Source organism: Streptomyces sp. NPDC002671 (assembly GCF_053592475.1).
The window spans coordinates 228,436-253,213 of sequence record NZ_JBSFVU010000012.1 but is presented as its reverse complement, the minus strand read 5'-3'; the positions used below and the strand labels follow the sequence as shown (position 1 = coordinate 253,213).

The following is a 24,778-nucleotide window of genomic DNA, read 5'->3' as shown; positions in this document are numbered from 1 at the left end:
CTCCACTGGACCCGCCGCATGATCGAGATCCGCAAGCAGAATCCGGCCTTCGGACTGGGGTCCTATACCGAGTTGCAGTCCTCCAACCCGGCGGTTCTGGCGTTCCTGCGCGAGTACGAGGACGACCTGGTGCTCTGCGTCCACAACTTCTCCCGGTTCGCGCAGCCCACGGAACTCGATCTGCGGGTCTACGACGGACGCCACCCCGTCGAGCTGATCGGCGGGGTGCGCTTCCCCGCCATCGGTGAACTGCCCTATCTGCTGACCCTCGCGGGCCACGGCTTCTACTGGTTCCGGCTCTCCCGAGTCGCATCCCGCATCGGCCGCCGCCGCTGACCGACCGGCGCCGAGGAAAGGACGCGTCACCATGCCGAAGGCCATCACCCTCCGACCGAGGACCACGGCCGGTGTCGAGCGGCCCCTGGCCTCGCTCAGCCGGCTGCTGCGCGAATGGCTGCCGGGGCAGCGCTGGTTCGCGGGAAAGGACCGGCCTGTCACCGATCTGTCGTTGCTGTCCATGACCGAGCTGTTCCCGGGCTGCATGCACCTGCTGGTGCACGCCTCGCACGCGCCGGTGCCCACCCCCGGGGGCACTCCCCCGCCCGGTGACTGCTACCAGCTGCTGCTCGGGGTGCGCGAGCACCTCGCCCCGCGGCTGGAGCGGGCCTACATCGGCCGCGTCGAGGAGGGCCCGCTGGCCGGCCTCGCGGTCTACGACGCCCTGCACGACCCGCGCTGCGCCCATCTGCTGCTGGAGCGGCTGCGGCAGCCGGGCACGGCGGGACCGCTGCGCTTCGAGGCGGACCGGACCGTGCAGCTGCCCGGGGGGCTCCCGCCGCGCCTGCTGGACGCCGAGCAGTCCAACTCATCGATCGTCTACGGCGACGCGTACATCCTGAAGGTCTTCCGCCGCATCCAGCCGGGCGTGAACCCCGACCTGGAGGTGCCGGCCGCGCTGGCCGCGCAGGGCTGCGCGCGGGTGCCCGCGCCGGTGGCCTGGTTCAGCACCGCGGCTCCGCGCCCGGCCACCCTGGGTGTTCTGCAGCCGTTCCTGCCCGATGCCTCCGACGGCTGGACACTGGCGCTGCACGCGCTCGCCGCGGCCGACGACTTCACCGCCGAGGCCGGCGAACTGGGCCGGGCCATGGCCGAGGTGCACCTCGCACTGGCGCAGGCGTTCCCGCCGGCCGGGCAGACCGAGAACGGCGCCACCGCGCGGGCGATGGGCGCACGGCTGGACGCCGCCGCGCACGCGGTACCCGCGCTGCGGCCCTTCGTGCCCGGCCTGAGCGCGGCGTTCGCCGCCCTCGCGACCTGCGACGCCGGGCCGCCCGCCCAGCGCATCCACGGTGACCTGCATCTCGGGCAGGTGCTGCGGGCCGGCCGCGACTGGTTCGTCATCGACTTCGAGGGCGAACCGTCCCGTCCGCTCGCCGAGCGGTGCGGCGCCCAGTCGCCGGTGCGGGACGTGGCGGGGATGCTGCGCTCCTTCGACTACGCGGCCCGGCAGCGCCGCCCCTGGCGGCCGGAGTGGGCCCGCCGCTGCCGGGAGGCGTTCTGCGCGGGCTACGCCGCCCGGGCCGGGTGGGATCCACGCAAGAAGCACGCGCTGTTGCGGGCGCACGAGACCGACCGGGCGGTGTACGAGGTTCTGTACGAGGCCCGGCACCGGCCCGACTGGCTGCCGGTTCCGATGGCCGCGATCAAGCGGCTCGCCGTCTGGGGAGACTGAGTCATGGCACTGCGCGACACTTCACTGCCCGAGGCCGCGGGCCCGGTACCGGCCAGGGCCGTACCGCTCGACCCGACCGACCGCGACCGGCTGCTCGGCGGCGCGCACCACGATCCGCACGCCGTGCTGGGCGCCCACCCGGTGCCGGGCGGCACCCTGTTCCGGGCGCTGCGCCCGAACGCCCGCTCGGTAAGCGTCCTGGTGGACGGGGCGCGCCACCGGCTGGTGTCGGAGGGCGGCGGGCTCTTCTCCGCCGTGCTGCCCTGCGCCGAGGCCCCGTCGTACACGCTGCTCGTGGCGTACGACGACGGCGAGCAGGAGATGGACGATCCGTACCGCTTCCTGCCGGCCCTCGGCGAGTTGGACCTGCATCTGATCCGGGAGGGCCGGCACGAACAGCTGTGGCAGGCGCTCGGCGCCGAGCCGATGACCCACCAGGGCGTGACCGGCACGCGCTTCACGGTGTGGGCGCCGAACGCCCAGGGGGTGCGGGTCGCCGGGGACTTCACGTACTGGGACGGCACGCAGTACCCGATGCGCTCGCTGGGCGCGTCCGGCGTGTGGGAGCTGTTCCTGCCCGGGATCGGCGAGGGCACCCGGTACAAGTTCGAGATCACCTCCCGGTACGGCCACCGGTTCCTCAAGGCCGACCCGATGGCGCGGCGCACGGAAGTGCCACCGGACACGGCATCGGTCGTGGCCGTCTCGCGGTACGAGTGGGGCGACGCCGAGTGGCTGGCCCACCGGGGCGACACACCCGTGCACGAGGCGCCGTTCTCGGTGTACGAGGTACATCTGCCGTCTTGGCGACCAGGACTGACGTACCGTCAACTGGCTGACGAACTCCCGGTCTATCTCAAGGAGCTGGGCTTCACGCACGTCGAGCTGATGCCGGTCGCCGGGCACCCGTTCAGCGGCTCCTGGGGCTACCAGGTCACCTCCTACTACGCGCCCACGCCCCGCCTGGGCTCTCCGGACGACTTCAAGTACCTGGTGGACGCGCTGCACCGGGCCGGCATCGGCGTGATCATGGACTGGGTGCCCGCGCACTTCCCGAAGGACGACTGGGCGCTGGCCCGGTTCGACGGGGACCCCTTGTACGAGCCCGGGGACTGGCGGCGGGCCGAGCATCCGGACTGGGGGACGTACGAGTTCGACTTCGGGCGCACCGAGGTGCGCAACTTCCTTGTGTCCAACGCCGTGTACTGGTGCGAGGAGTTCCACATCGACGGCCTGCGCGTGGACGCGGTCGCCTCCATGCTCTACCTCGACTACTCGCGCGACTCCGGGCAGTGGGAGCCGAACGTCTTCGGCGGGCGGGAGGATCTGGACGCGGTCGCCTTCCTCCAGGAGATGAACGCCACGGTCTACCGGCGCTGCCCCGGGGTGGTGACCATCGCCGAGGAGTCCACCGCGTGGGACGGCGTGACCCGGCCGACGCACAGCGGCGGGCTGGGCTTCGGGCTGAAGTGGAACATGGGCTGGATGCACGACTCGCTGGAGTACATCCAGCACGAGCCGGTGCACCGCAAGTACCACCACAACGAGATGACGTTCTCGATGGTGTACGCGTACAGCGAGAACTACGTCCTGCCCATCTCCCACGACGAGGTGGTCCACGGCAAGCAGGCGCTGGTGTCGAAGATGCCCGGCGACTGGTGGCAGCGTCGCGCCGATCACCGTGCCTACCTGGGCTTCATGTGGGCCCACCCGGGCAAGCAACTCCTCTTCATGGGACAGGAGTTCGCGCAGGGCGCCGAGTGGTCGGAGGCGCATGGACCCGAGTGGTGGCTGCTCGGCGACGACTACCACTCCGCCGGCGACCACCGGGGTGTGCAGGAGCTGGTGCGGGAGCTGAACACGGTGTACCGGGCGACGCCTGCGCTGTGGCAGCGGGACACCGATCCGGGCGGTTTCCGGTGGGTGCTGTGTGACGCGGCGGACGACAATGTCTTCGCGTTCCTGCGGTTCGCCGCCGACGGCACGCCGCTGCTGGCGGTCTCGAACTTCTCCCCGGTCGTCCGTGAGGACTACCGCCTGTGGGTCCCCGAGGGGGTCCAAGCCTGGCAGGAGGCGCTGAACACGGACGATGCGCGCTACGGCGGGAGCGGTGCAGGTGTCGGCGGTCCTGGAGCGCTGGCGCCCGAGGAGGGGTTCCTCCGGCTCAGGCTGCCGCCGCTCTCCACTGTCTGGTTGACGCCTGTGCGCTGAACCCGCAGGTGTCGGCTGCCCTCTCCGACGGGCAGTCAGGGTCGTACAGACCTACGGCTGCTCCTTGTGGCATGGACGGAAGGGCGGTACCGCGTGCGCACTGTCGGAGTGGAGGAGGAACTCCTTCTGGTCGACCCGGACAGCGGGGAGCCGAAGGCCCTGTCGGCCGCCGTCCTCGCCCGTGCCGTCCAGGACGATCGCGGGCAGGACGTGTTCCAGGAGGAACTGTTCGGGCAGATGCTGGAGTTCGCCACGCACCCGCAGCGGGACATGGCGGACCTCGGCGCCGAGATCGTGCACTGCCGCAAGGAGGCGGCCCTGCTCGCCGGGGAGATCGGGTGCGCGGTCGCCGCGCTCGCCACCTGTCCGCTGCCGACAACCCCTGCGCTCACCCCGCACGAGCGCTACCAGTGGATGGTCGGGCAGTTCGGGACCGGCACGTACGACCAGTTCGTGTGCGGCTGCCATGTGCACGTTTCGGTGGAGTCCGACGAGGAGGGCGTCGCCGTCCTCGACCGGATCCGGCCGTGGCTCTCGGCGGTCAGCGCGGTCAGCGCCAACTCACCGTTCTGGCAGGGCCAGGACACCGGCTACGTCAGCTACCGCAGCCGGCTGTGGGCACGCTCTCCGTCGGCGGGGCCGACCGAGGTGTTCGGTTCGGCCGGGCGGTACCACCGGCGGGTGGCGGACATGGTGGACAGCGGGGTCATCCTCGACAAGGCGATGGTCTACTTCGACGCGCGCCTGTCCGCGAAGCATCCGACGGTGGAGGTCCGGGTGGCGGACGTCTGCCTGCGGGCGGACACCACCGTCCTCGTCGCCGCGCTGGCCCGCGCCCTGGTGGAGACGGCCGCACGCGACTGGAGAGCCGGCCGGCCGCCGCCCGAACACAGCGTGAGCCTGCTGCGGATGGCCGCCTGGCACGCCGCCCACTCGGGCCTGGACCGGGATCTGCTCGATCCCGCGACCATGCGGCCCAGGCCCGCCGAGCAGGTGCTGCGCTCGCTGCTGGAGCACGCCGGGGAGGCGCTCACCGACAACGGCGACGCGGCCCTGGTCGAGGAGGCCGTCGCCGAGCTGCTGCGCCGTGGCAACGGCGCCCGCGAGCAGCGGCTGCTCATGGAGCGCACGGGCAGCCTCAGGGACGTCGTCACCGCGTGTGTGCGCCGCACCCAGGACTGAGAGGCGGACCCAGGACCGAAGGGCGGCTCCGGGACACGCGCACATCATCGGCCGATCACGACTTGCCTGTTCCCGGCGCCGAAACCGCATCCCTGGGCTACATTCGAGCACCGCCGACCGCACAGCCGATCGGCGGAGTCACCCTCCGTACTCATCAGGAGCAGCGCATGCGGGACGTCGCCCTCGCTCCATCGGCCATCCCGCCGCTCACGGGCGGCCTCGCCGACAGCGTCTTCGACGCAGCCGAACACAACCCGACCCTGCCCGTGCTCGCGCGCCGCCCGGATCCCGCCGCCACCCGGTGGGAGGAGGTGACGGCGGTCGAACTGCGGGACGAAGTGGTCGACCTGGCCAAGGGGTTGATCGCCGCCGGCATCTCGCCGGGCCACCGCGTGGCCCTGATGTCCCGCACCCGCTACGAGTGGACCCTGCTCAGCCACGCGCTGTGGGCCGTCGGCGCGGAGGTCGTCCCGATCCATCCGGCCTCGTCCCGGGACCAGGTCGAGTGGATCCTGCGGGACGCCGGCTGCGTGGCCGTCATGGTGGAGGACGAACAGGGCGTCATGACCGTCGGCACCGTGTGCGCGGCGCTGCCCCGGCTGCGGCACGTGTGGCAGCTGGACGCGGGCGCGCTCGCCGAGCTGGCGGAGCGGGGCGCGGTCATCCCGCTGACCACGGTGGAGTCGCTGCGTCGGATCGTGCTGCCGGACGCGACGGCGGCCATCGTCTACACCTCCGGCACCTCGGGCCGTCCGCTGGGCTGCGCGCTGAGCCACCGCGGTCTGGCGTACCCGTGCGACACCTCGCTCGCCGGCTGGGGCCACACGGCGGCGCCCCCGGGCGAACAGCCGTCCGTGCTGGCCTTCCTGCCGTTCTCCCATGTGTACGGGATCATGATCCAGCTGACCTGCCTGCGCGGCGGGGTCCTGCTGGCGCACGAGCCGGAGTGCACCGAGGCGGCCCTGTCGTCGGCGCTGCAGACCTTCCGGCCGACGTATCTGTACGGCGTGCCGTCGGTGTTCGAGAAGCTGTACAAGAAGTTCCTGCGCACGGCCCAGCAGGCGGGCCGGGGTGCCCTGTTCGAGCGGGCCGCGCAGACCGCGCGGGACTTCGCCGAGGCGGAGGAACGCCGGCGGCTGGGCACCGGGCCGGGTCCCGGGTTCGACCTGAAGGTGCAGCACGCGCTGTACGAGCGGACGGTGTACCGCAAGCTGCGGGCGGCGCTCGGCGGGCGCGTGCTGAGGGGCACCTCGGGCGGGTCGTCGCTCAGTCGCGAACTGACCCTGTTCTACGCGGGCATCGGCCTGTTCGTGAACGACGGCTACGGGCTGACGGAGACCTCCGGCGGGGTCACCGTGCAGCCGCTGGGCCGGGAGAAGTCGGGGACCGTGGGCCATCCGCTGCCGGGCACCGAGATCCGGGTGGCCGGTGACGGGGAGATTCTGGTGCGCGGGCCGTCGGTGTTCCAGGGCTACATCAGCGACGAGCTGGGGACGCGGGCGGCGCTGCGCGGCGGCTGGCTGGCCACCGGGGACATCGGGGAACTGGACCACGAGGGCTATCTGACGATCACGGGCCGCAAGAAGGACGTCATCGTCACCAGCAGCGGCAAGAGCGTGGCCCCGGGCCCGCTGGAGCAGCGGCTGCGCCTGCATCCGCTGGTCCATCAGGCGGTGGTCGTCGGCGACGACCGGCCGTGCGTCGGCGCGCTGATCACGCTGGATCCGGAGTTCCTCGCGCACTGGCGGGCCGCCCTGGCACTCCCCGGGGACACCCCGGGCCGGGAGGCCCGGGAGGAGAACGCGCTGCGCGAGGAGATCGCGCGGGCCGTGTCCAGTGCCAACAGCGCGGTGTCCCGTGCGGAGTCCATCCGCGTCTACCACATCCTCCAGGAGCCGTTCGCCCTGGACAACGGGCTGCTCACGCCGTCCATGAAGCTGCGCCGGGACGCCATCACGCGGCACTACGCCGCCGAGATCGAGGCGATGTACGCGGCCCGCTCCCGCTCCTCCGGACGGGCCTGGCCACCGGAGCCGGCCGACTGGGACGAGCCGGACAGTGTCTTCCGCTGAGGAAGCGCCGACGCCCAGGAAGTGCGGACGCCGAGCAAGTTATGACGCGTACCCGGTGCGGGTGCGGGAACTCGCAGCGTGGAGGGAGAACGGCGACGAGGAAGGCGGCATGGCGACGCGGCGGCGCGGTAACGGCACACCTCCGGCGGAGGAGGAGTACGCGCGTACGTTCTCCTTCCCGGGTGAGCTGCGCAACGTCACCGGAGCGCGGCTCGCCGCGGAGGAGTTCCTGCGCGCCCTCGCGCGGGAGGCGCCGCCCGGCCTGCCCGAGCACTGGGACGACATCCTGCTGGTCGTCACCGAACTGGCCGCCAACGCCGTCCAGTACGCCCCCGGGCCCTTCGGCCTGAGCATGCGCCGCACCTTCGACGGGGTGCACGTCACGGTGCACGACACCAGCACGACCCGGCCCGAGCCGCGCCCCTTCCGCCCGCGTACGGGCGGCGGCGGCATCGGCTGGCATCTGGTGCACACGCTGAGCCATCAGGTGAGCGTCGTCGTCGACGACCGCGGCAAGGACATTCACGTGTTCCTGCCCTGGTGACGGGCGAGGCCGATCGGTTTCCGGTTTCTCCGCCCGCCGGCGGGGCAGCCTGGCCCACACGTTCGTCTGCCTGCCGCACCCAGCTGGCGGAACGGCTCGGGTCACGGTGGGATCGAAAGTGGTGCGCAGCGATCCAGGGCACGCGAACGGCGTCGAGCCGGACACCGCCCGGAGCCGCAGAAAGGGATGGACACCGTGACACGACCCAGGATCCTGGTGGTGGGCGCAGGCTTCGCCGGAGTCGGGTGCGTCCGCCGCCTGGAGCGGAAACTCGCCCTTGACGAAGCCGACGTCACCCTGGTGACGCCGTTCTCCTACCAGCTCTACCTGCCGCTGCTGCCCCAGGTCGCCTCCGGCGTGCTCACACCGCAGTCGATCGCCCTGTCGTTGCGCCGGAGCAGGAAGTACCGCACGCGGATCATCCCGGGCGGCGCGATCGGCGTGGACCTGAAGGCCAAGGTCTGCATCGTCCGCACCATCACCGGCAAGATCGTCGACGAGCCGTACGACTACATCGTGCTGGCGCCGGGCAGCGTGACCCGCACCTTCGACATCCCGGGGCTGACGGATCACGCGTTCGGGATGAAGACCCTCGCCGAGGCCGCCTACATCCGCGACCACGTCATCACGCAGCTCGACCTGGCGGACGCCAGCGACGACCGCGCCGAGCAGGCCGCGCGGCTGCAGTTCGTGGTGGTCGGCGGCGGGTACGCGGGCACCGAGACCGCGGCCTGTCTGCAGAAGCTCACGCACGCGGCCCTGGAGCGCTATCCGCGCCTGGACCCCGCTCTGATCCGGTGGCACCTGATCGACATCGCGCCGAAGCTCATGCCGGAGCTGGGCGACAAACTCGGGCGCAGCGCGCAGGAGATCCTGGCCCGCCGCGGGATCGAGGTGTCGCTCGGGGTGTCGATCGAGAAGGCGGGCCCGGAGGAGGTGACGTTCACCGACGGGCGGCTGGTACCGACGCGCACCCTGATCTGGACGGCCGGCGTGGTCGCCAGCCCGCTGATCGCCACGCTGGGCGTGGAGACGGAGCGGGGGCGGCTCCCGGTCACCGCCGAGATGACGCTGCCGGGCCACGACGGGGTGTTCGCGCTCGGCGACGCGGCAGCCGTGCCGGACCTGGCGAAGGGCGAGCCGGGCGCGATCTGCCCGCCCACCGCGCAACACGCCATGCGGCAGGGCAAGAAGGTCGCCGACAACGTCATCGCGACCCTGCGCAACCTGCCCCTGGCCCCGTACGTGCACCACGACCTGGGGCTCGTCGTCGACCTGGGCGGCAAGGACGCCGTGTCCAAGCCGCTCGGCATCGAACTGCGCGGTGTGCCGGCCCAGGCGGTGGCCCGCGGCTACCACTGGTCGGCGCTGCGCACGAACGTCGCCAAGACCCGCGTGGCGACCAACTGGCTGCTGAACGCGGTCGCGGGCGACGATTTCGTGCGTACCGGCTTCCAGGCGAGCAGGCCCGCCCGGCTGAAGGACTTCGAGTACACGAACTCCTATCTGACGCCGGAGCAGGTCCGAGCCCGGGTCGAGGGCAAGGCCGCCGAAAGTCCTTGATGTGACCGGGACCACGCGATGCTGCCGATCACTTCGCACCGGGCCGGCCGTCTTCACTGGTGATCTAGAAACGTCACACGGATGGAGACCGGCATGACCGAGAAGACCGTGAAGGGGCCCGCGAGCTACTTCCCCTCGATCGAGAAGAAGTACGGCCGCCCGGTCGCCGAGTGGCTGGAGCTGATCCGCTCCTCGCCGCTGACGAAGCACATGGAGCTGGTCGCCTGGCTGAAGACGGAGCACGGTCTCGGCCACGGGCACGCCAACGCGCTGGTCGCGCACATACTGGCGGAGGGCAAGTAGCCCGGGGCGGCATGCCATGCCGGGCCGGAGTCCGGGTTCCGGCGCAGGAGAGCACGGGAGAGAGCGCGACGGCGTGAGCACAGCGGGACGGTCGGGGCGGGTACGGCTGCGGGACCGGCTCGCGGCGTCCGATCCCGGGCTGCTGCGGCTCACCGCCGGTCTGCGCACGGTCACCGCCATCGGCCTCACCCTGGCTGTCCTGGGCGTTCTGCGGGTCCCGGTGCCCCAGCTGGTCGCGGGCGCCATGGCGGCGATGGTCGCCACGTTCGCCATCCGGGAGAAGCAGCGCTCCCAGCAGGCGGTCACGCTCGCGCTGGGCCTGCCCGTGGCACTGGTCTCGGTGTCGCTCGGGGCGCTGCTGAACCAGCATCCCGTCGTGGGCGACCCGTTCTTCGTCGTCCTCATCTTCTGCGCCGTCTACAGCCGCCGGTTCGGCGACCGCGGCACGGCGCTCGGCCTGATCAGCTTCCAGATCTACTTCCTGTCGCTGTTCGTGCGCGCGACCACCTCCGTGCTGCCCGCCCTGTACGGCGTGATCTGCGTGGCGTTCGCGTGCAGCGCCGCCGCCCGCTTCGTACTGTTTCCGCAGTCCCCGACGGCCACCCTGGACCGGCTACGGCGCGCCTTCCGGGCCCGCCTCGGCCAGCTGACCGGCACGCAGCTGGAGCTGCTGGACGCCGGGCCCGACGAGGTGGACAAGGTCCTGGAGGAGCTGCGCGCCGGCACCGCCCGGCTGCACGAGACGGCGCTGATGATCCAGGGGCGGCTGGAGGACGGCACCTCCGACGAGGCGGTGGCCCGGCTGCTGCAGCGCCGGATCGCCGACGCCGAGATCGCCTCCGAGCGGCTCGGCCTGCTGCTGCTCACCGCGCGCAGCGCCGAGCGCACCGACACACTCACCCTGCACCTGCCCGGCGCCGTACTGCCCTTCGGGGGCGAGCTTCCGGTGCGGGACGAGGCGACGGCCGCGCTGCGCCGGGACCTCGGGGCGCTACGGCTGCTGGCGCTGCGGCCGGCCAGTGAGGCGTCCGGCACCGCGCTGTCGCAGGTGCGCAACCGGCTGCTCGGCTACCGCGAGGAGGAGAACCTGCCGAAGGCCTCCCCGGCCGTGCAGGACGTCTTCCGCGGGCTCGGCGAGGCGGCGCGGGCCGCGCTCGGACTGCGGCTGGCCCTGGACGGGCCGCAGGACGAGTCCGACGACACCCCGGCGACCGCCCGCTCCCGGGAGGAGCTGGACGCGGAGGACGCGGCCATCAAGGTCGGCGAGCAGGAGGCGGCGCAGGCAGCGGAGCCGACCGGGCTGCGGCGGCCCACCACGCGGGCCGCCGTCCAGGTGGCGGTCGGCTCCGCGCTGGCCATCGCGGGCGGGGAGCTGCTGTCCAGCCATCGCTGGTACTGGGCGGTGCTGACCTGCTGGATCGTGTTCATCAACACCGCGTCCACGGGCGAGATCCTGATGAAGGGCTACCGGCGGCTGCTGGGCACGGTACTCGGCGTGGTGGCCGGCATCGGGCTGGCCGGGCTGGTCGGGCACCACACGTGGACGGCGTTCGCGCTGGTGCTGCTGTTCATCTTCGCGATGTTCTACACCGCGCCCCTGTCCTACACGCTGATGTCGTTCTTCGTCACGGCGATGCTGGGCCTGCTGTACACGCTGCTCAACACCTACAGCCCGTCGGTGCTCCTGCTTCGCGTCGAGGAGACGGCGCTCGGCGCGGGCTGCGGGGTGGTCGCGGCGGCGCTGGTGCTGCCGATCCACACCGACCGGCGTACCAACGAGCTGCTGGTCGACGTCCTGGACCTGCTCGCCGACGTCACGCAGGCCGCCGTGGACCAGCTGAGTGGCGGGACCGGCGAGGACCTGGTGGAGCGGGCCCGCGAGCTGGACCAGGCGCTGGCGGACCTGCAGGCGGCCACCCAGCCGCTGACCCATCCGATCACCCCGCTGCGCGCCCGCCGGAACACCGCCCGGTATGTCGTGGCACTGCTGGAGACCTGCGCCTACCACGCGCGTTCGCTCGCGGCCACCGCCGAGCTGCTGCCGACGCATCCCTCGATCGCGGCGGATCCCCGGCTGCGCGGGGCGTGCGCGCGGATCCTGCACAACATCCGGGCGATCGCGGCGCACGTGGCGGATCCGCGGTCCACGGCGCAGATCGAGACCGGCCCGAGCATCGCCTCGATGCTGCGGCCGGGCACACTGCGCACCCCCCGCTACGGCCGGGTCACCGACCGGGTCCTGCGGCATCTCCAGCGCCTGGACGAGGCGGTCTCCGGCCTGCCCCGCCCGCTCGGCTTCGCGGCCGGCCCGTCCGCCTCGGAGAAGTGACCGCCGCGGGCGTCGTCACGGGGCGGTCCTGCCGTGCGGGCGCCGGCCGCCCAGGGCCTCGTCGCGGACCCGGGCGCAGCTGCGGCTGATGAGCCGGGAGACGTGCATCTGGGAGATGCCGAGGCGGTCGGCGATGCGGCTCTGCGTCATGTCCTCGAAGAAGCGCATGTAGAGGATGGCCCGCTCCCGTTCGGGCAGTCGGCGCAGGCCCTCCTTGGCGGCCTCGCGGTCGACCACGACGTCGTACGAGGCGTCGACGGAGCCGAGCGTGTCGGCGAGGCTGTGGCCGTCGGCGTCGGCGGCCACCTCGACGTCCAGGGACAGGGCGCTGTAGCTCTCCAGCGCCGCCATCCCGGCCGCGACCTCGTCCTCGGTGAGCCCGGTGTGGACGGCGATGTCGGTGACGGTGGGTTCGGGGGTGCCGGGGTGCTGGGTGAGGTCACGGCGGGCCGCGCGCACCCGGTTGCGCAGTTCCTGCACACGGCGGGGCACCCGCAGGGCCCACATCCGGTCCCGGAAGTGCCGCTTGATCTCGCCGGTGATGGTGGGCACGGCATAGCTCTCGAAGGCGCCGCGCGCCGGATCGAACCGGTCGACGGCCTTGACGAGGCCGAGCGCGGCCACCTGGCGCAGATCCTCGACGGACTCGCCGCGGTCGCGGAAGCGGCCGGCGATACGGTGGGCCATCGGCAGCCAGGCGGTGACGAGTTCGGCGCGTACGGCGTCCCGCTCGCGGCCGTCGTCCAGCTCCGCAAGCCGGGCGAACAGGGCCGCCGTGTCAGGAGCGTCGTGCCGGGTCCGCCGCTTCTCACGCATCCCGTCCCTCCCCGAGCGGTGCCGGATCGCACAACAGGCCACTCCTCTTCGGCTGACCTCTCAGCGCGCCGTCAAACACCATGGGGGGCGCCGATGTCGTCAGCGGGCGATTGCCGGGTACCCGGGTGATATGACCGGTGCAGTGGACGCGGACGAGTTGTTGCGGCGCATTCAGCGAGGCCGGGACCGCGCGGCCGACGAGGAACGGGTCTGGCGGGAGCGGGCCCTTGGGCTGACGGGGACGGATCCGGACGGGGCGCGGGAAGCGCTCGACCGGGCGCGGGCGTACGAGGCGGTGCTGCGGGTGCTGGAGGAGATCGTCACCCCGGGCGCGCGACCGATGGAGTGCGGAGTGAGACAGGTCACGTAGCTTGTTCAGGATTACACGAATCGCCAGTCGATGGTTTACCGTTCACCCATACGTGGTGAGGGAGCAGGACCCGGAACCGTCCTTCCGCCCCGCTCCGTGCCACCGCATACGGCCCTGGCTGGCTTCCCCCGTCCAGCCAGGGCTTTTTCCTGTCCGCAGGCGGAAAGCCCGGCCCTTCGAGGTGCCCGGTGCGGCGGCAGCGGCTGAAATGGGCTTAGGGAAAGCACCCGAACCGCCGCCGGCGAGGAGCCCCGCGCCATGACCAAAGCGATCAAACTGCTGACCGCGCTGCCGCAAGCGCAGCGCGAACGTCTCATGGAACTGGCCAAGGAGGTGTCCTTCCCGGAGGACACCCGCATCTTCGAGGCCGGCGGCACCGCCGACCGCTTCTGGGTGATCCGCTCCGGCGCGGTCAACCTGGACCAGGAGGTGACCTCCCGGCAGCGGGTGACCGTGGCCACGCTCGGCGCCGGCGACATGCTCGGCTGGTCGTGGCTGTTCCCGCCGTACCAGTGGGACTTCGGGGCGATGGCCTTCAGCAACGTACGCGCCTACGAGTTCGACGGCCCCGCGGTGCTCGCGCTGTGCGTGGAGGACCCGCTGCTCGGACTGTCTCTGGTGCGGACCGTCGCCGAGGTTCTCGCCCACCGGCTGGAGACGACCCGCGGCAAGCTGATGGACACGTACGCCCTGCGCAAGCGCGGGCCGCTGTAGGCCGCGCGGACAGCCCGGGCGCAGACACCGGCTCAGGCTCCCGCGACGAGCGTGGCGCCGAGCACAAGCATGGTGGCGGCGACCAGGCCGTCCAGGTACCGCCAGGCGGCAGGCCGGGTCAGGACGCGGCCGAGCAGCCGGGCGCCGAAGCCGAGCACGGCGAACCAGCACAGGCTGGCGAGCGCCGCGCCCAGGCCGAAGCTCCAGCGCAGCGCGCCGTGGCCGGCCGCGAGCGAGCCGAGCAGGAACACGGTGTCCAGGTAGACGTGCGGGTTGAGCCAGGTCATGGCCAGGCAGGTCAGCACCGCCCGGCGGCGGGAGCCGGCCGCCTCGCCGTCCGTGCGCAGGCCGGTGTCGCCGGGCTTCAGGACCCTGCGGGCAGCGAGGGCGCCGTAGCAGAGCAGGAAGGCGCCGCCGATGAGCCCGACGGCCCTGAGCGCGCCGGGCCAGGCCACCACGGCGGCCCCCACCCCGCCGACGCCGAGGGCGATCAGCACCGCGTCGGACAGGGCGCAGATGGCGACCACGGCGAGGACCGCGTCCCGGCGCACCCCCTGTCGCAGGACGAAGGCGTTCTGGGCGCCGATGGCGACGATCAAGGAGAGGCCGGTGCCGAAACCGGCGACCGCGGCGGTCAGGGTGTGGTTCATGCCGTCGACGCTAGGGACGCCCGCACCGCAAGTACAGCTAAAGATTCTTACGTACCCTTAGCGCTTGTGATGACAGAGCTACCCCTGGAGCAGGTGCGGACGCTGCTCGCCGTGGTCGACGAGGGCACCTTCGACGCCGCCGCCGCGGCCCTGCACGTGACGCCGTCGGCGGTCAGCCAGCGGGTCAAGGCCCTGGAGCAGCGCACCGGCCGGGTGCTGCTCCAGCGCACCAAGCCGGTGCAGCCCACGGAGTCCGGCGCGGTACTGGTGCGGTTCGCCCGGCAGCTCGCGCGGCTGGAGCGGGACACGCGCGGCGAGCTGGGGCTGAGCGGCGCCGGGGAGCCGACGCGGGTGTCGGTCGCGGTGAACGCGGACTCGCTGGCGACCTGGTTCCTCGGGGCGCTCACCCGGGTGCGGGGCCTGTGCTTCGAACTGCACCGCGAGGACGAGGCCCACACGGCGGCGCTGCTGCGCGAGGGCCGGGTGATGGCGGCGGTGACCTCCTCCCCCGAGCCGGTGCCGGGCTGTTCGGTCCGCCCGCTCGGCCGGATGCGCTATCTGCCGGTGGCCGCACCGGAGTTCGCCGCGACGCACCTCGCCGGGCCTTTGCCGGAGGTCCTGCCCGAGGCCCCGGTCGTGGTGTTCGACCGCAAGGACGACGTCCAGGACGGTTTCGTACGGCGGCTGGGCCGCGGGTCCGCGAGCCCGCTGCGGCACTATGTGCCCACCTCGGAGGGGTTCGTCGACGCGATCGCGGCCGGCCTCGGCTGGGGCATGGTCCCGGAGGCCCAGGCCGGGCCGCTGCTCGACGAGGGCCGCCTGGCGCGTCTCGCACCGGACCGGTGGGCGGACCTGACGCTGTACTGGCAGCAGTGGAAGCTGGACTCCCCCGCGCTCGCCGCACTGACCGACGCGGTGACGGCCACGGCCGCGGAGGCGCTGCGCCGCTAGCGGGCGCCTTCCGGGCGCCGGCCCGAGCCGGCAGACGCCGCCTGACCCTCCAGCCGCCCGGCCGCGCTGTCCAGGAGCATCTCCAGGGCGGTCGGATAGGCGCTGGTCACCATGCGCCGGGCCAGCAGCGGTGCCGCCTCGGCGATGCGGGGATGGGTGGCGCGGGGCAGCCGGGCGTAGGTCGAGTGCCACTTGTCCTCGTCGGCTCGCTGCGAGGCGCTCGGCAGGGCCAGGGAGGCGGAGTCGAGGGCGGCGAAGGCGAGCGTCTGATCGATGAAGGCGTGGTAGACGCGGACGGTCTCCTCCAGCGCGAACCCGGCGGTGCGCAGGACGCCCAGGACCGCCTCGTCGGCTGCGAGCTCGTGGGCGCGGCCCGTGACCCGGCTGGCGGTGAGCAGCGCGGCCTGCGGGTGGGCGACGTACGCGGCGTGCACGCGCAGGCCGATGGCGCGCAGGTCCGCCCGCCACCGGCCGGTCGGCTCCCAGCCCGCCAGCGCCTGCCCGATGAGCGCGTCGCCGATGGCCAGGGTCAGGTCGTCCATGCCGCGGAAGTACCGGTACAGCGTGCTGGGATCGCAGTCCAGGGCGAGTCCGAGGCGGCGCGCGGTCAGTCCGGCGCTGCCGTGCTCGCGCAGCAGGCGCAGCGCGGTCTCGACGATCAGCGTCTCGGACAGCACCGTGCCGCTCCGCGTCGGACGGCGCCTACGGCGCTTCTCCTCGGGCACGACGGGCTTGGGCACGCAGAACACTCCCTCGACGGCTCTTATGCCAACGCCATTGACCTTACGTGATGCGTGGGCGTTGGATTCCGGACAGCGCGCGCCCGTTTCCGACCACCTTTCGGCAGGGAGTTTCGTCATGCGTGTACTTCTCGTGGGAGCAGGCGGTGTGGGCACCGCCATCACCCGGATCGCCGCCCGGCGTCCGTTCCTCGACGCGATGGTCGTCGCCGACCACGACCCCGCGCGGGCCGAGGCGGCGGTCACGGCCCTCGGCGACGCCGGCGCCCGGTTCCGTGCCGAGCGCGTCGACGCGAGCGACGAGGCGGCCGTCGCCCGGCTGCTCGCCCGGCACGGCTGCGACGTGCTGCTGAACGCGACCGATCCGCGCTTCGTCATGCCGTTGTTCCGGGCGGCGCGCGCGGCCGGCGCCACCTATGTCGACATGGCGATGTCCCTGTCCCGACCGCATCCCGAGCGGCCGTACGAGGAGTGCGGGGTCAAGCTGGGCGACGAGCAGTTCGCGCTGGCCCCCGAGTGGGAGAAGGCGGGCGCGCTGGCGCTGGTCGGCATGGGTGTGGAGCCCGGTCTGTCGGACGTGTTCGCCCGGTACGCGGCCGACGAGCTCTTCGACACGATCGAGGAGATCGGCATCCGGGACGGCGCCGATCTCACCGTGGACGGCTACGACTTCGCGCCCTCCTTCAGCATCTGGACCACCATCGAGGAGTGTCTGAACCCTCCGGTCGTCCACGAGGCCGGGCGCGGCTGGTTCACCACCGCCCCGTTCAGCGAGCCCGAGGTGTTCGACTTCCCCGAGGGCATCGGTCCCGTCGAGTGCGTCAACGTCGAGCACGAGGAGGTGCTGCTCGTGCCGCGCTGGATCGACGCGGGGCGCGTCACCTTCAAGTACGGCCTCGGCCGGGAGTTCATCGAGACGCTCAAGACCCTGCACCGCCTGGGACTTGACCGCACCACGCCGGTGACCGTGCCCGGCCCGGACGGCCCGGTCGCCGTCTCGCCGCGGGACGTCGTCGCCGCGTGCCTGCCCGATCCGGCGACGCTGGGCGAGCGGATGCACGGCAAGACCTGCGCGGGCACCTGGGTGCGCGGCACGAAGGACGGGGCACCGCGCGAGGTGTACCTCTACCACGTGGTCGACAACCAGTGGTCCATGACGGAGTACGGCTGTCAGGCCGTGGTGTGGCAGACAGCGGTCAATCCGGTCGTCGCCCTCGAACTCCTCGCCACCGGCGCCTGGTCGGGCACGGGCGTCCTCGGCCCGGAGGCCTTCCCGCCCCGCCCGTTCCTCGACCTGCTGGCCGAGTACGGCTCCCCGTGGGGCCTGCGGGAGCAGTGACCGGTTCTCCGTGTTTGAGCGGCCTGGTCGACGGTGACCCGAACTCGCGTTACACATGTGCAAGGGCGTGGACGACAGCGAGCGCAGGTGACTTTCATGGGCAACTGGCGAGACCAGGCCGCGTGCCGCCACAGGGACCCCGATCTCTTCTTCCCGATCGGCACGACCGGCCCCGCGACACTCCAGACACAGCAGGCCAAGGCGGTCTGTGCACGCTGCCGGGTCCGGGAGGAGTGCCTTGAGTGGGCGCTGGGGACGGAACAGTGCGTCGGCATCTGGGGCGGCACGACGGAGACGGAACGGCGTGCCCTGAGCCGACGCCTGGGGGCACGACGGCGCCCCTGAGACCTCAGCCGTCCTCCGGTGCCGCCGCCGCGGGCAGACGCAGGGTGAACAACGCGCCGGCGCCCGGTTCGCTCGCGGCCTCGGCCGTGCCGCCGTGGGCGGCGACCAGGTGACGGACGATCGGCAACCCCAGGCCGCTGCCGCCGGTGCGCCTGCTGCGGGACTTCTCAGCGCGCCAGAACCGGTCGAAGACGTGCGGCAGATCCTCGGGCGCGATGCCCGACCCGGTGTCGGCGACGGTGAGGACGACCTCGGCGCCCTCCCGGCGGGCGGCGAGCGTGACCGTGCCGTCGGCGGGGGTGTGCCGCAGGGCGTTGGAGACCAGGTTCCCGAGGGCCTGCCGCATGCGCACCGGGTCGGCCTCCAGCCAGGCGGTGTCGTCGGCCTCGGTGTGCAGGGCCACCCCGGCGGTGCGGGCGGCGACGCGGTGGGCGGCGGCGACCTGGTCGGTCAACTCCCCGGCGCGGAGCGGCTCGCGGTGCAGGCGCAGGGTGCCCGCGTCGGCGGCGGCGAGGTCCTGGAGGTCGTCGATGATCCGCTGGAGCACCAGCGCCTCCTCGTGCAGGGAGTCCAGCAGGTCGGGTTCGGGGTCGACCACGCCGTCCCGGACGACCTCCAGCCAGCCGCGGATGTTGGTGAGCGGGCTGCGCAGTTCGTGCGCGATGTCGCTGACCATGGCCTTGCGCTGGGCCTCCAGGCGTTCCCGGCGCTCGGTCAGGTCGTTGAACGCCTCCGCGAGGATCCCGGTCTCGTCCCGGGTGGTCACCGGCACCCGCACATGCAGCTCGGGCGGCTGCTGCGCCGCCTCGGTCAGTGCCCGCAAGGGCCTCACCAGCCGGACGGCGACGACCGCGGTCACGGCGACGCTGACGGCGAGCACCAGGCCCGCGGCGCCGACCACCTTGGCCTTGTTGGCCGGGGACATGTCGAAGCGGGAGGGGTTCTGGTCGCCGATGCCGAGGAACAGCTCGGCGACCGGGGCGACGTACGGCTCCAGTTGGGCGCGGCGGGCGGTCAGGGCGCACTGCTGTGCCGCCCGTGCGGCCGTGCTGCCGCGCGTCTTGGCGTACTTGGCGATGAAGTAGCCGCCGCCCAAGGGGTCCTTGCCGCTGGGGTCGAGGGTGAGGAACAGCGGCCCGCCGAGGTCCCTGCCGGCCTCACGCAGACAGGGCCGGGCCAGCTCCGACAGCGCGTCGAGGGCCTGCTGCTCGGTCGGCACCGGGGTGTTGAGGCGGCCGTCGTCGCACACCGACGCGCCGAACCCGGCCACGTCGTTGCCGTCCGTGCCCGTCAGTACGGGCCGCCCGCTGGGGGTCCGTGCGACGGTGGCCTGGAGGCCGTACTGCTCGTAGCACCGCCTGCGCTTGACGGCCAGCGCGTCCAGGCTCGCGCGCTCCTTCGCCGTGAGCCGGTACGGGCCGACCACGCGCGGGTCGATGCCGCTGAGCTGGGCGCCGGTCTCGGTGTAGGTGTCGGTGCGCAGCGGGTCGACGGTGGCGGCGGGCCGGGGCGGCAGCGGGGTGCCGCGCGGCGCGGAGTCGGCGACGAGGGTGCGGTCGGCGGTGGTGAGGGCGATGCGGCGGCCGGTCTCGGCGGCCAGGGTGCGGACGGTGCGCCGGACGCCCGCCCAGTCGGCGTGGGTGGCGGCGTAGCCGCTGAGCCGGGCGAGGATGCGGTTGTCGGCGGCGAGGTCCTGGCCCTGTTCCTCCTTCAGGGCGCTGGTGGTGGTCGTCACCGCGAGCCAGGCGGTGGCCGCGACCGAGCAGACGGCGATGAGCGCCGAGACGAACAGCAGCCGGACGAGGAGCCGTTTGCGCAGCGGGATCCGGCGTTTCACGGTCGTGCGCCGCTCAGCTTGTAGCCGACGCCGAACACGGTCAGCAGCCGCACCGGCCGCCGTGGGTCGGCCTCGATCTTGCGGCGCAGGTTCATGATGTGCACGTCGACGGCCCGCTCGGTGGAGGCCCGGTCGAAACCGCGGGTGGCCTGGAGCAGTTGCCTGCGGGTGAACACCCGGTCCGGCTCCCCCGCCATGGCCAGCAGGATCTGGAACTCGGCCGGGGTGCAATCGACGGGGACGCCGTCACAGCGCACCTCGTGCCGTACGGGGTCGACGCTGATCCCGGCCGCGCGTACGCCGGGTTCCTCCTCCCGGGTGCCGCCGCCCCCGCTGCGCCGCAGCACCGTGCGGATGCGGGCCATCAGCTCGCGCGGGCTGTACGGCTTGGTCATGTAGTCGTCGGCGCCCAGTTCGAGGCCGAGCAGCACGTCGTCCTCGGCGGAGCGGGCGGTGAGCATGACCACGGGGATGTCCGGGCCGCCGTCACCGCCGCGCAGCGCCCGGCACACGGCGAAGCCGTCGAGCACCGGGAGCATCAGGTCGAGGACGACGAGGTCGGGCCGCAGCCGGCGGGCCGCGTCGAGCGCGGCGGCGCCGTCGTGGACCACGGTGGCGGTGTGGCCCGCCGCCAGCAGGGAGCGGCGGATGAGTTCGGCCTGCTTCTCGTCGTCCTCGGCGACCAGTACATGTGCGCACACGAGTTCGGATCCTAGAGGGCCCGGTGTGCCGCGGTGGTTCGGCGCTGGATCATGCCTCGACCCTGGCCGAGAGTTGTGTGGAACTCGTCAGGATTCAGGCGTGGTCCGGCTTGCCCTGCGCGTACAGCCAGGTGTGGAACAGCCCGGCCAGGTCCTTGCCCGACTCCCGCTCGGCGAGCTTCACGAACTGAGCCGTCGTGGCGTGCCCGTCCCGGTGTGCCGCCGCCCATGCGCGCAGGATGCGGAAGAAGACCGGGTCGCCGACGGCCCGGCGCAGCTCGTGCAGGGTCATGGCGCCGCGGGCGTAGACGGGCTTGCCGAAGAGGTTCGCGCCGCCGCCCGGGTCGCCGGGCGGGTACGCCCACAGGGTGTCGCTCGCGGGACGGGCGTAGAGGGCGTCGAAGGTCTTCTGTGCGCTGGCGCCGCCGTGCTGCTCGCTGTAGAGCCACTCCGCGTAGCTGGCGAAGCCCTCGTTGAGCCAGATGTCCTTCCAGGCGGTGAGGGAGACGGAGTCGCCGAACCACTGGTGGGCATTCTCGTGGACCAGGGTGCCCAGGTCGGGGGCCGAGTCGTAGATCGGCCGGGTCTGGGTCTCCAGGGCGTAGCCGACGTCCGGGGCATGGTCGACGATCGACCCGGCGGCGCGGTACGGGTACGGCCCGAACAGCTTGCTCTCCCACTCCAGCACGGAGGGCAGCTTCTTCAGCACGGGCGCGGCGGCGCTCGCCTCGCGCGGGTCGACGGCGTTGTACACCTGGACGCCGTCGCGGGTGGTGTACTTCTCGATCTTGAACTTCCCGACGGTGGCGGTGGCCAGGTAGGCGGCCATGGGCCGGCTCTCACGCCAGCGGAAGGTGGTGTGCCCCTGCGCGGTGTGCTGCCCGAGCAGGATCCCGTTGGCGACCGCGGTACGGCCCTCGGGGACGGTGATCGTGAAGTCGTACGACGACTTGTCCTTGGGGTGGCTGTTCGCCGGGAACCAGGTCATGGCGCCCTGCGGTTCGCCCGCGACGAACGCCCCGTCGTCGGTGGGGATCCAGCCGTCGGCGGAGCCGTCCGGGTCGGTGACCGGCTTGGGGGTGCCGTGGTAGGTGACGGTGACGCGGAACTCCTGGCCCTCGTGCAGGGTGTGCCGCGGGGTGACGATCAGCTCCTGGCCGCTGCGGCGGTGGCCGGCCGCGGCCCGGTCGACGCTGACGCCGGTCACCGTCAGGCCCTTGAGGTCGAGGTCGAACCGGGTGAGCCGCTGGGTGGCGCGGGCGGTGAGGACCGCTGTGCCGTCCAGTCGCCGGGAGGCGGTGTCGTAGCGGAGCGTCAGGCCGTAGTGGCGCACGTGGTAGCCGCCGTTGCCGCTGAGCGGGAAGTACGGGTCGCCCGCGCCGGGGGCGCCGGGCGTGTCGTCCGCCGTGGGTCCGGCTGCGCCGAGCAGTGCCGCGACGGCGGCGGGAACGGCGGCGAGGACCGCCTCGCGGCGGAGGACTCCGATCCGTCTGACGACGGCCTGCCTGCGGGATGGCGTCACATGCGCTCCTTGTGGGTCGCGGTGATCGAGTGGGCACAGACTAGGCGTGCGGATGCCGATGCTTCCCCCTCATTCAGGTCAAGTCACGCCGCGTCGCCGCCGGATGGGCGCAGCGCGCCGCGTACGCTCGCGGGACCGTCCGCGAGCCGAGAAGGGGCCGACCGTGAGCGTGCGCGTGCGCCGGATCTACGAAGAGTCCGAGCCCGACGACGGCCTGCGCGTGCTGGTGGACCGGCTGTGGCCGCGCGGGCTCGCCAAGGACGCGGCGCAGATCGACGAGTGGCCGAAGGGGCTCACGCCGTCGAGCGAGCTGCGCAAGTGGTTCCACGGCGGGGGCTCGTACGAGGAGTTCCGGCGCCGCTACGAGGCCGAGCTGGACGCGCCCGAGGCCGCCGAGCTGCTCGACGGCCTCAGGGAGTCGGTCCGCAAGGGGCCGGTGACGCTGCTGACGGCTTCCAAGGTGCCGGAGCGGAGCCACGCCTCGGTGCTGTCGGAGCTGCTGGCGAGCAAGGGCTGACGTCAGCCCGTCTGCTGCGCCGCCGCCCGCCCGGCCGCGCGCCCCGAGAACAGGCAGCCGCCGAGGAAGGTGCCCTCCAGGGCGTTGTAGCCGTGGACGCCGCCGCCGCCGAAGCCGGCCACCTCGCCGGCCGCGTACAGTCCGCCGATCGGCTCGCCGTCGGCGCCGAGGGCGCGGGAGTCGAGGTCGGTCTGGATGCCGCCGAGGGTCTTGCGGGTCAGCACGTGCAGCCGGACCCCGATCAGCGGGCCGGCGGCGGGGTCGAGGATGCGGTGCGGGGACGCGACCCGGCCCAGGCGGTCGCCGATGTAGCGGCGGGCGTTGCGGATGCCCTGGACCTGGGAGTCCTTGCTGTAGGGGTTGGCCATCTGCAGGTCACGGGCCTCGATCTCACGGCGTACCTCGGCCGGGTCCAGCAGCGGCTTGCCGGTCAGGGCGTTCATCTTCGCGACCAGCTGCTCCAGACTGCCCGCGGTGACGAAGTCGGCGCCCTTGTCGACGAAGGCCTGCACGGGGGCCGGGGCGCCCTTGCCGAGCAGCCGGTCGCGCAGGACGGCCTTGCGGTCCTTGGCGGTGATGTCGGGGTTCTGCTCCGAGCCGGAGAGCGCGAACTCCTTCTCGATGATCTTCCGGGTGAGGATGAACCAGGAGTGGTCGTACCCGGCGATCTCCTCGGTGGTGCGCAGGTACTTGAGGGTGCCCAGGGTGTCGTAGCCGGGCAGGCAGGGGTCGGGCAGGCGGCGGCCGAGGGCGTCGAGCCAGATGGAGGACGGGCCGGGCAGGATGCGGATGCCGTGGCCGGGCCAGACCGGGTCCCAGTTCTGCAGGCCCTCGGTGTAGTGCCACATGCGGTCGCGGTTGACGAGCCGTACGCCCGCCCCGGCGCTGATGTCGAGCATGCGGCCGTCGACGTAGGCGGGTACGCCCGTGACCATCTGCGCCGGAGGCGTGCCGAGGCGTTCGGGCCAGGAACGGCGGACGATGTCGTGGTTGCCGCCGATGCCGCCGGTGGTGACGATCACGGCCTGGGCGGTGAGTTCGAAGTCGCCGACGCGGTCGCGGTTGGAGGCGACCCCGCGCGGGGAGTCGTCGGGGGCGAGCACGGTGCCCCGCACCCCGCGCGCCGCGCCGTCCTCGATGACCAGCTCGTCCACCTGGTGGCGGTGGTGGAAGGTGAGCAGTCCGTCCCGGGCGGCCTGCCGGGCGTACTTGACGAAGGGTTCGACCACGCCGGTTCCGGTGCCCCAGCTGATGTGGAAGCGGGGGACGGAGTTGCCGTGGCCGTCGGCGCGCAGGTCGCCGCGTTCGGCCCAGCCCACGGTGGGCAGCAGCTCGATGCCGTGCCCGGCCAGCCAGGAGCGCTTCTCGCCGGCCGCGAACTCGACGTAGGCGCGGGCCCAGCGCACCGCCCAGGAGTCCTCGTCGTCCAGCCGGTCGAACCGGGCGCTGCCCCGCCAGTCGTTCCAGGCGAGGTCGAAGGAGTCCTTGATGCCGAGGCGGCGCTGTTCGGGCGAGTCGACGAGGAAGAGCCCGCCGAGGGACCAGAAGGCCTGTCCGCCGAGGTTGGCGGCGTTCTCCTGGTCGACCAGGGCGACCCGGCGGCCCCGGCTGGTGAGTTCGTGGGCGGCGACCAGGCCGGCGAGGCCCGCTCCGACGACAATGACGTCCGCGTCCATGGCGTCCGTTTCCTTCCCTCTACAGACTCATACGGGGGTGCCGCTGCCGTCCGTCAGCAGGGCGGTGAGCAGTTGCTTGAGCCAGGTGCGGGCCGCGTCGACGTCCTTGTCCAGCAGCAGCTGGGTGGTGACGCCGTCGTAGGCCGCGACCACCGCGCGGGCGGCGCCGTCGACGTCGCCGAGCACGGCGGGCAGTTCGGTGTGGCCGCGGGCCCGGAAGAGCCGGTCGGCGACAGCCTCCCGGAGCCGGGTGCGGTGGTCGAGGAGGGCCTGGGCGACGGCCGGGTCGCGGGCCGCGTGGACCAGGAAGTCGGTCTTCACCAGCAGCCAGTCGACGTCCAGCAGCAGTACCTCGGTGACCCGGTCCACGGCGGCGGGCACGTCGAGGCCGGGCCCGTCCTGGGCGAGCGCGTCGGCGACCTGGGTGGCGATGAGTTCGGCGCGCTCCCGGTAGAGGGCGAAGAACAGCTCGTCGAGGGTGGCGAAGTTCGAGTAGAACGCACCCCTGCTGAACCCGGCGGCCTCGCAGATCTCCTCGATGGAGACCCGTCCGAAGCCCTTGGCCGCGAAGACGGCGAACGCGGCGTCGAGCAGCCGGGCCCGGGTGCGGACCCGGCGCCGGGTGACGCGCTTGGGTGACTCCCCCATCGGCACCTGCCCTCCA

General features: G+C 72.7%; 23 protein-coding genes. 15 read left to right on the top strand and 8 right to left on the bottom strand.

Annotated features, from left to right (window positions below; translation table 11 throughout):
* The 9 genes from ACWD35_RS21005 to ACWD35_RS20965 form a co-directional block, all read left to right on the top strand.
* Nucleotides 1-336, top strand: a 336-nt coding sequence (locus tag ACWD35_RS21005) for an alpha-glucosidase C-terminal domain-containing protein (RefSeq protein ID WP_451352793.1), incomplete at its 5' end; no start/stop codon positions are given.
* 31 nt (nucleotides 337-367) lie between these two features.
* Nucleotides 368-1,732 carry a maltokinase N-terminal cap-like domain-containing protein gene (locus ACWD35_RS21000; protein WP_451352792.1) on the top strand — a complete coding sequence of 455 codons (1,365 nt, stop codon included), beginning with the start codon at nucleotides 368-370 and terminating at the stop codon, nucleotides 1,730-1,732.
* Between the two features lie 3 nt (nucleotides 1,733-1,735).
* Nucleotides 1,736-3,943 (top strand): 1,4-alpha-glucan branching enzyme, encoded by a 2,208-nt coding sequence (gene glgB / locus ACWD35_RS20995; protein WP_451352791.1) that lies wholly within the window; start codon nucleotides 1,736-1,738, stop codon nucleotides 3,941-3,943.
* A 93-nt stretch (nucleotides 3,944-4,036) separates the two neighbouring features.
* Complete coding sequence (locus tag ACWD35_RS20990) at nucleotides 4,037-5,125, top strand: glutamate--cysteine ligase 2 (protein WP_451352790.1); 1,089 nt, start codon at nucleotides 4,037-4,039, stop codon at nucleotides 5,123-5,125.
* A gap of 167 nt (nucleotides 5,126-5,292) precedes the next feature.
* Nucleotides 5,293-7,197 carry an AMP-dependent synthetase/ligase gene (locus ACWD35_RS20985; protein ID WP_451352789.1) on the top strand — a complete coding sequence of 635 codons (1,905 nt, stop codon included), beginning with the start codon at nucleotides 5,293-5,295 and terminating at the stop codon, nucleotides 7,195-7,197.
* A 109-nt stretch (nucleotides 7,198-7,306) separates the two neighbouring features.
* Nucleotides 7,307-7,741: an ATP-binding protein gene (locus tag ACWD35_RS20980; protein ID WP_451352788.1), complete on the top strand. Its 435-nt coding sequence runs from the start codon at nucleotides 7,307-7,309 to the stop codon at nucleotides 7,739-7,741.
* Between the two features lie 186 nt (nucleotides 7,742-7,927).
* Nucleotides 7,928-9,304, top strand: coding sequence for an NAD(P)/FAD-dependent oxidoreductase (locus tag ACWD35_RS20975; protein ID WP_451352787.1), 1,377 nt, complete (start codon nucleotides 7,928-7,930; stop codon nucleotides 9,302-9,304).
* 93 nt (nucleotides 9,305-9,397) lie between these two features.
* Complete coding sequence (locus ACWD35_RS20970; protein WP_451352786.1) at nucleotides 9,398-9,607, top strand: DUF4287 domain-containing protein; 210 nt, start codon at nucleotides 9,398-9,400, stop codon at nucleotides 9,605-9,607.
* Between the two features lie 106 nt (nucleotides 9,608-9,713).
* A complete protein-coding gene (locus ACWD35_RS20965; RefSeq protein WP_451352807.1) occupies nucleotides 9,714-11,936 on the top strand; it encodes an FUSC family protein in 2,223 nt (740 codons plus the stop codon).
* A 15-nt stretch (nucleotides 11,937-11,951) separates the two neighbouring features.
* On the opposite strand, the gene ACWD35_RS20960 is transcribed toward ACWD35_RS20965, so the two are convergent.
* Nucleotides 11,952-12,752 (bottom strand): SigB/SigF/SigG family RNA polymerase sigma factor, encoded by an 801-nt coding sequence (locus ACWD35_RS20960; RefSeq protein ID WP_451352785.1) that lies wholly within the window; start codon nucleotides 12,750-12,752, stop codon nucleotides 11,952-11,954.
* A gap of 130 nt (nucleotides 12,753-12,882) precedes the next feature.
* On the opposite strand from ACWD35_RS20960, the gene ACWD35_RS20955 reads away from it, so the two are divergent.
* Both ACWD35_RS20955 and ACWD35_RS20950 read left to right on the top strand, forming a co-directional pair.
* A complete protein-coding gene (locus ACWD35_RS20955; protein WP_451352784.1) occupies nucleotides 12,883-13,122 on the top strand; it encodes a hypothetical protein in 240 nt (79 codons plus the stop codon).
* 258 nt (nucleotides 13,123-13,380) lie between these two features.
* Nucleotides 13,381-13,836, top strand: a complete 456-nt coding sequence (locus tag ACWD35_RS20950; RefSeq protein WP_451352783.1) for a cyclic nucleotide-binding domain-containing protein — start codon at nucleotides 13,381-13,383, stop codon at nucleotides 13,834-13,836.
* A gap of 32 nt (nucleotides 13,837-13,868) precedes the next feature.
* Here ACWD35_RS20950 and ACWD35_RS20945 read toward each other — a convergent pair whose 3' ends face one another.
* The gene (locus tag ACWD35_RS20945) at nucleotides 13,869-14,486 is read right to left on the bottom strand and encodes a LysE/ArgO family amino acid transporter (protein WP_451352782.1); all 618 of its coding nucleotides are present in this window, start codon (nucleotides 14,484-14,486) and stop codon (nucleotides 13,869-13,871) included.
* 66 nt (nucleotides 14,487-14,552) lie between these two features.
* Between ACWD35_RS20945 and ACWD35_RS20940 the strand changes: the two genes are divergently transcribed.
* Nucleotides 14,553-15,437, top strand: coding sequence for a LysR family transcriptional regulator ArgP (locus tag ACWD35_RS20940; RefSeq protein WP_451352781.1), 885 nt, complete (start codon nucleotides 14,553-14,555; stop codon nucleotides 15,435-15,437).
* On the opposite strand, the gene ACWD35_RS20935 is transcribed toward ACWD35_RS20940, so the two are convergent.
* On the bottom strand, nucleotides 15,434-16,177 hold the full coding sequence (locus tag ACWD35_RS20935) for a TetR/AcrR family transcriptional regulator (protein ID WP_451352780.1): 744 nt from the start codon (nucleotides 16,175-16,177) through the stop codon (nucleotides 15,434-15,436). The genes ACWD35_RS20940 and ACWD35_RS20935 overlap by 4 nt on opposite strands.
* Before the next feature lie 118 nt (nucleotides 16,178-16,295).
* Here ACWD35_RS20935 and ACWD35_RS20930 point away from each other — a divergent pair, with 118 nt between their 5' ends.
* On the top strand, nucleotides 16,296-17,516 hold the full coding sequence (locus ACWD35_RS20930) for a saccharopine dehydrogenase family protein (protein ID WP_451352779.1): 1,221 nt from the start codon (nucleotides 16,296-16,298) through the stop codon (nucleotides 17,514-17,516).
* Nucleotides 17,517-17,612: 96 nt separating this feature from the next.
* A complete protein-coding gene (locus ACWD35_RS20925) occupies nucleotides 17,613-17,861 on the top strand; it encodes a WhiB family transcriptional regulator (protein WP_451352778.1) in 249 nt (82 codons plus the stop codon).
* Nucleotides 17,862-17,865: 4 nt separating this feature from the next.
* Here the strand turns inward: ACWD35_RS20925 and ACWD35_RS20920 are convergent, their stop codons facing one another.
* The 3 genes from ACWD35_RS20920 to ACWD35_RS20910 form a co-directional block, all read right to left on the bottom strand.
* Entirely contained in the window at nucleotides 17,866-19,698 is a 1,833-nt protein-coding gene (locus ACWD35_RS20920; RefSeq protein ID WP_451352777.1) for a sensor histidine kinase, read from the bottom strand.
* Complete coding sequence (locus tag ACWD35_RS20915) at nucleotides 19,695-20,399, bottom strand: response regulator transcription factor (RefSeq protein WP_451352776.1); 705 nt, start codon at nucleotides 20,397-20,399, stop codon at nucleotides 19,695-19,697. The genes ACWD35_RS20920 and ACWD35_RS20915 overlap by 4 nt, the downstream gene beginning before the upstream one ends.
* Nucleotides 20,400-20,493: 94 nt before the next feature.
* Nucleotides 20,494-21,921, bottom strand: a complete 1,428-nt coding sequence (locus ACWD35_RS20910) for a M1 family metallopeptidase (protein WP_451352775.1) — start codon at nucleotides 21,919-21,921, stop codon at nucleotides 20,494-20,496.
* 163 nt (nucleotides 21,922-22,084) lie between these two features.
* Here ACWD35_RS20910 and ACWD35_RS20905 point away from each other — a divergent pair, with 163 nt between their 5' ends.
* On the top strand, nucleotides 22,085-22,438 hold the full coding sequence (locus ACWD35_RS20905) for a DUF488 domain-containing protein (RefSeq protein ID WP_451352774.1): 354 nt from the start codon (nucleotides 22,085-22,087) through the stop codon (nucleotides 22,436-22,438).
* Nucleotides 22,439-22,440: 2 nt separating this feature from the next.
* On the opposite strand, the gene ACWD35_RS20900 is transcribed toward ACWD35_RS20905, so the two are convergent.
* Complete coding sequence (locus ACWD35_RS20900; RefSeq protein ID WP_451352773.1) at nucleotides 22,441-24,114, bottom strand: FAD-binding dehydrogenase; 1,674 nt, start codon at nucleotides 24,112-24,114, stop codon at nucleotides 22,441-22,443.
* 27 nt (nucleotides 24,115-24,141) lie between these two features.
* A complete protein-coding gene (locus tag ACWD35_RS20895) occupies nucleotides 24,142-24,762 on the bottom strand; it encodes a TetR/AcrR family transcriptional regulator (RefSeq protein ID WP_451352772.1) in 621 nt (206 codons plus the stop codon).
* Nucleotides 24,763-24,778 lie beyond the last annotated feature (16 nt).

Excerpts from the sequence above, each read along its gene's own strand:
- ACWD35_RS21000 (WP_451352792.1), top strand. The coding sequence starts at position 368 with ATGCCGAAGGCCATCACCCTCCGACCGAGGACCACGGCCGGTGTCGAG.
- glgB (WP_451352791.1), top strand. The coding sequence starts at position 1,736 with ATGGCACTGCGCGACACTTCACTGCCCGAGGCCGCGGGCCCGGTACCG.
- ACWD35_RS20985 (WP_451352789.1), top strand. The coding sequence starts at position 5,293 with ATGCGGGACGTCGCCCTCGCTCCATCGGCCATCCCGCCGCTCACGGGC.
- ACWD35_RS20980 (WP_451352788.1), top strand. The coding sequence starts at position 7,307 with ATGGCGACGCGGCGGCGCGGTAACGGCACACCTCCGGCGGAGGAGGAG.
- ACWD35_RS20975 (WP_451352787.1), top strand. The coding sequence starts at position 7,928 with ATGGACACCGTGACACGACCCAGGATCCTGGTGGTGGGCGCAGGCTTC.
- ACWD35_RS20970 (WP_451352786.1), top strand. The coding sequence starts at position 9,398 with ATGACCGAGAAGACCGTGAAGGGGCCCGCGAGCTACTTCCCCTCGATC.
- ACWD35_RS20960 (WP_451352785.1), bottom strand. The coding sequence starts at position 12,752 with ATGCGTGAGAAGCGGCGGACCCGGCACGACGCTCCTGACACGGCGGCC.
- ACWD35_RS20955 (WP_451352784.1), top strand. The coding sequence starts at position 12,883 with ATGACCGGTGCAGTGGACGCGGACGAGTTGTTGCGGCGCATTCAGCGA.
- ACWD35_RS20950 (WP_451352783.1), top strand. The coding sequence starts at position 13,381 with ATGACCAAAGCGATCAAACTGCTGACCGCGCTGCCGCAAGCGCAGCGC.
- ACWD35_RS20945 (WP_451352782.1), bottom strand. The coding sequence starts at position 14,486 with ATGAACCACACCCTGACCGCCGCGGTCGCCGGTTTCGGCACCGGCCTC.
- ACWD35_RS20930 (WP_451352779.1), top strand. The coding sequence starts at position 16,296 with ATGCGTGTACTTCTCGTGGGAGCAGGCGGTGTGGGCACCGCCATCACC.
- ACWD35_RS20925 (WP_451352778.1), top strand. The coding sequence starts at position 17,613 with ATGGGCAACTGGCGAGACCAGGCCGCGTGCCGCCACAGGGACCCCGAT.
- ACWD35_RS20900 (WP_451352773.1), bottom strand. The coding sequence starts at position 24,114 with ATGGACGCGGACGTCATTGTCGTCGGAGCGGGCCTCGCCGGCCTGGTC.
- ACWD35_RS20895 (WP_451352772.1), bottom strand. The coding sequence starts at position 24,762 with ATGGGGGAGTCACCCAAGCGCGTCACCCGGCGCCGGGTCCGCACCCGG.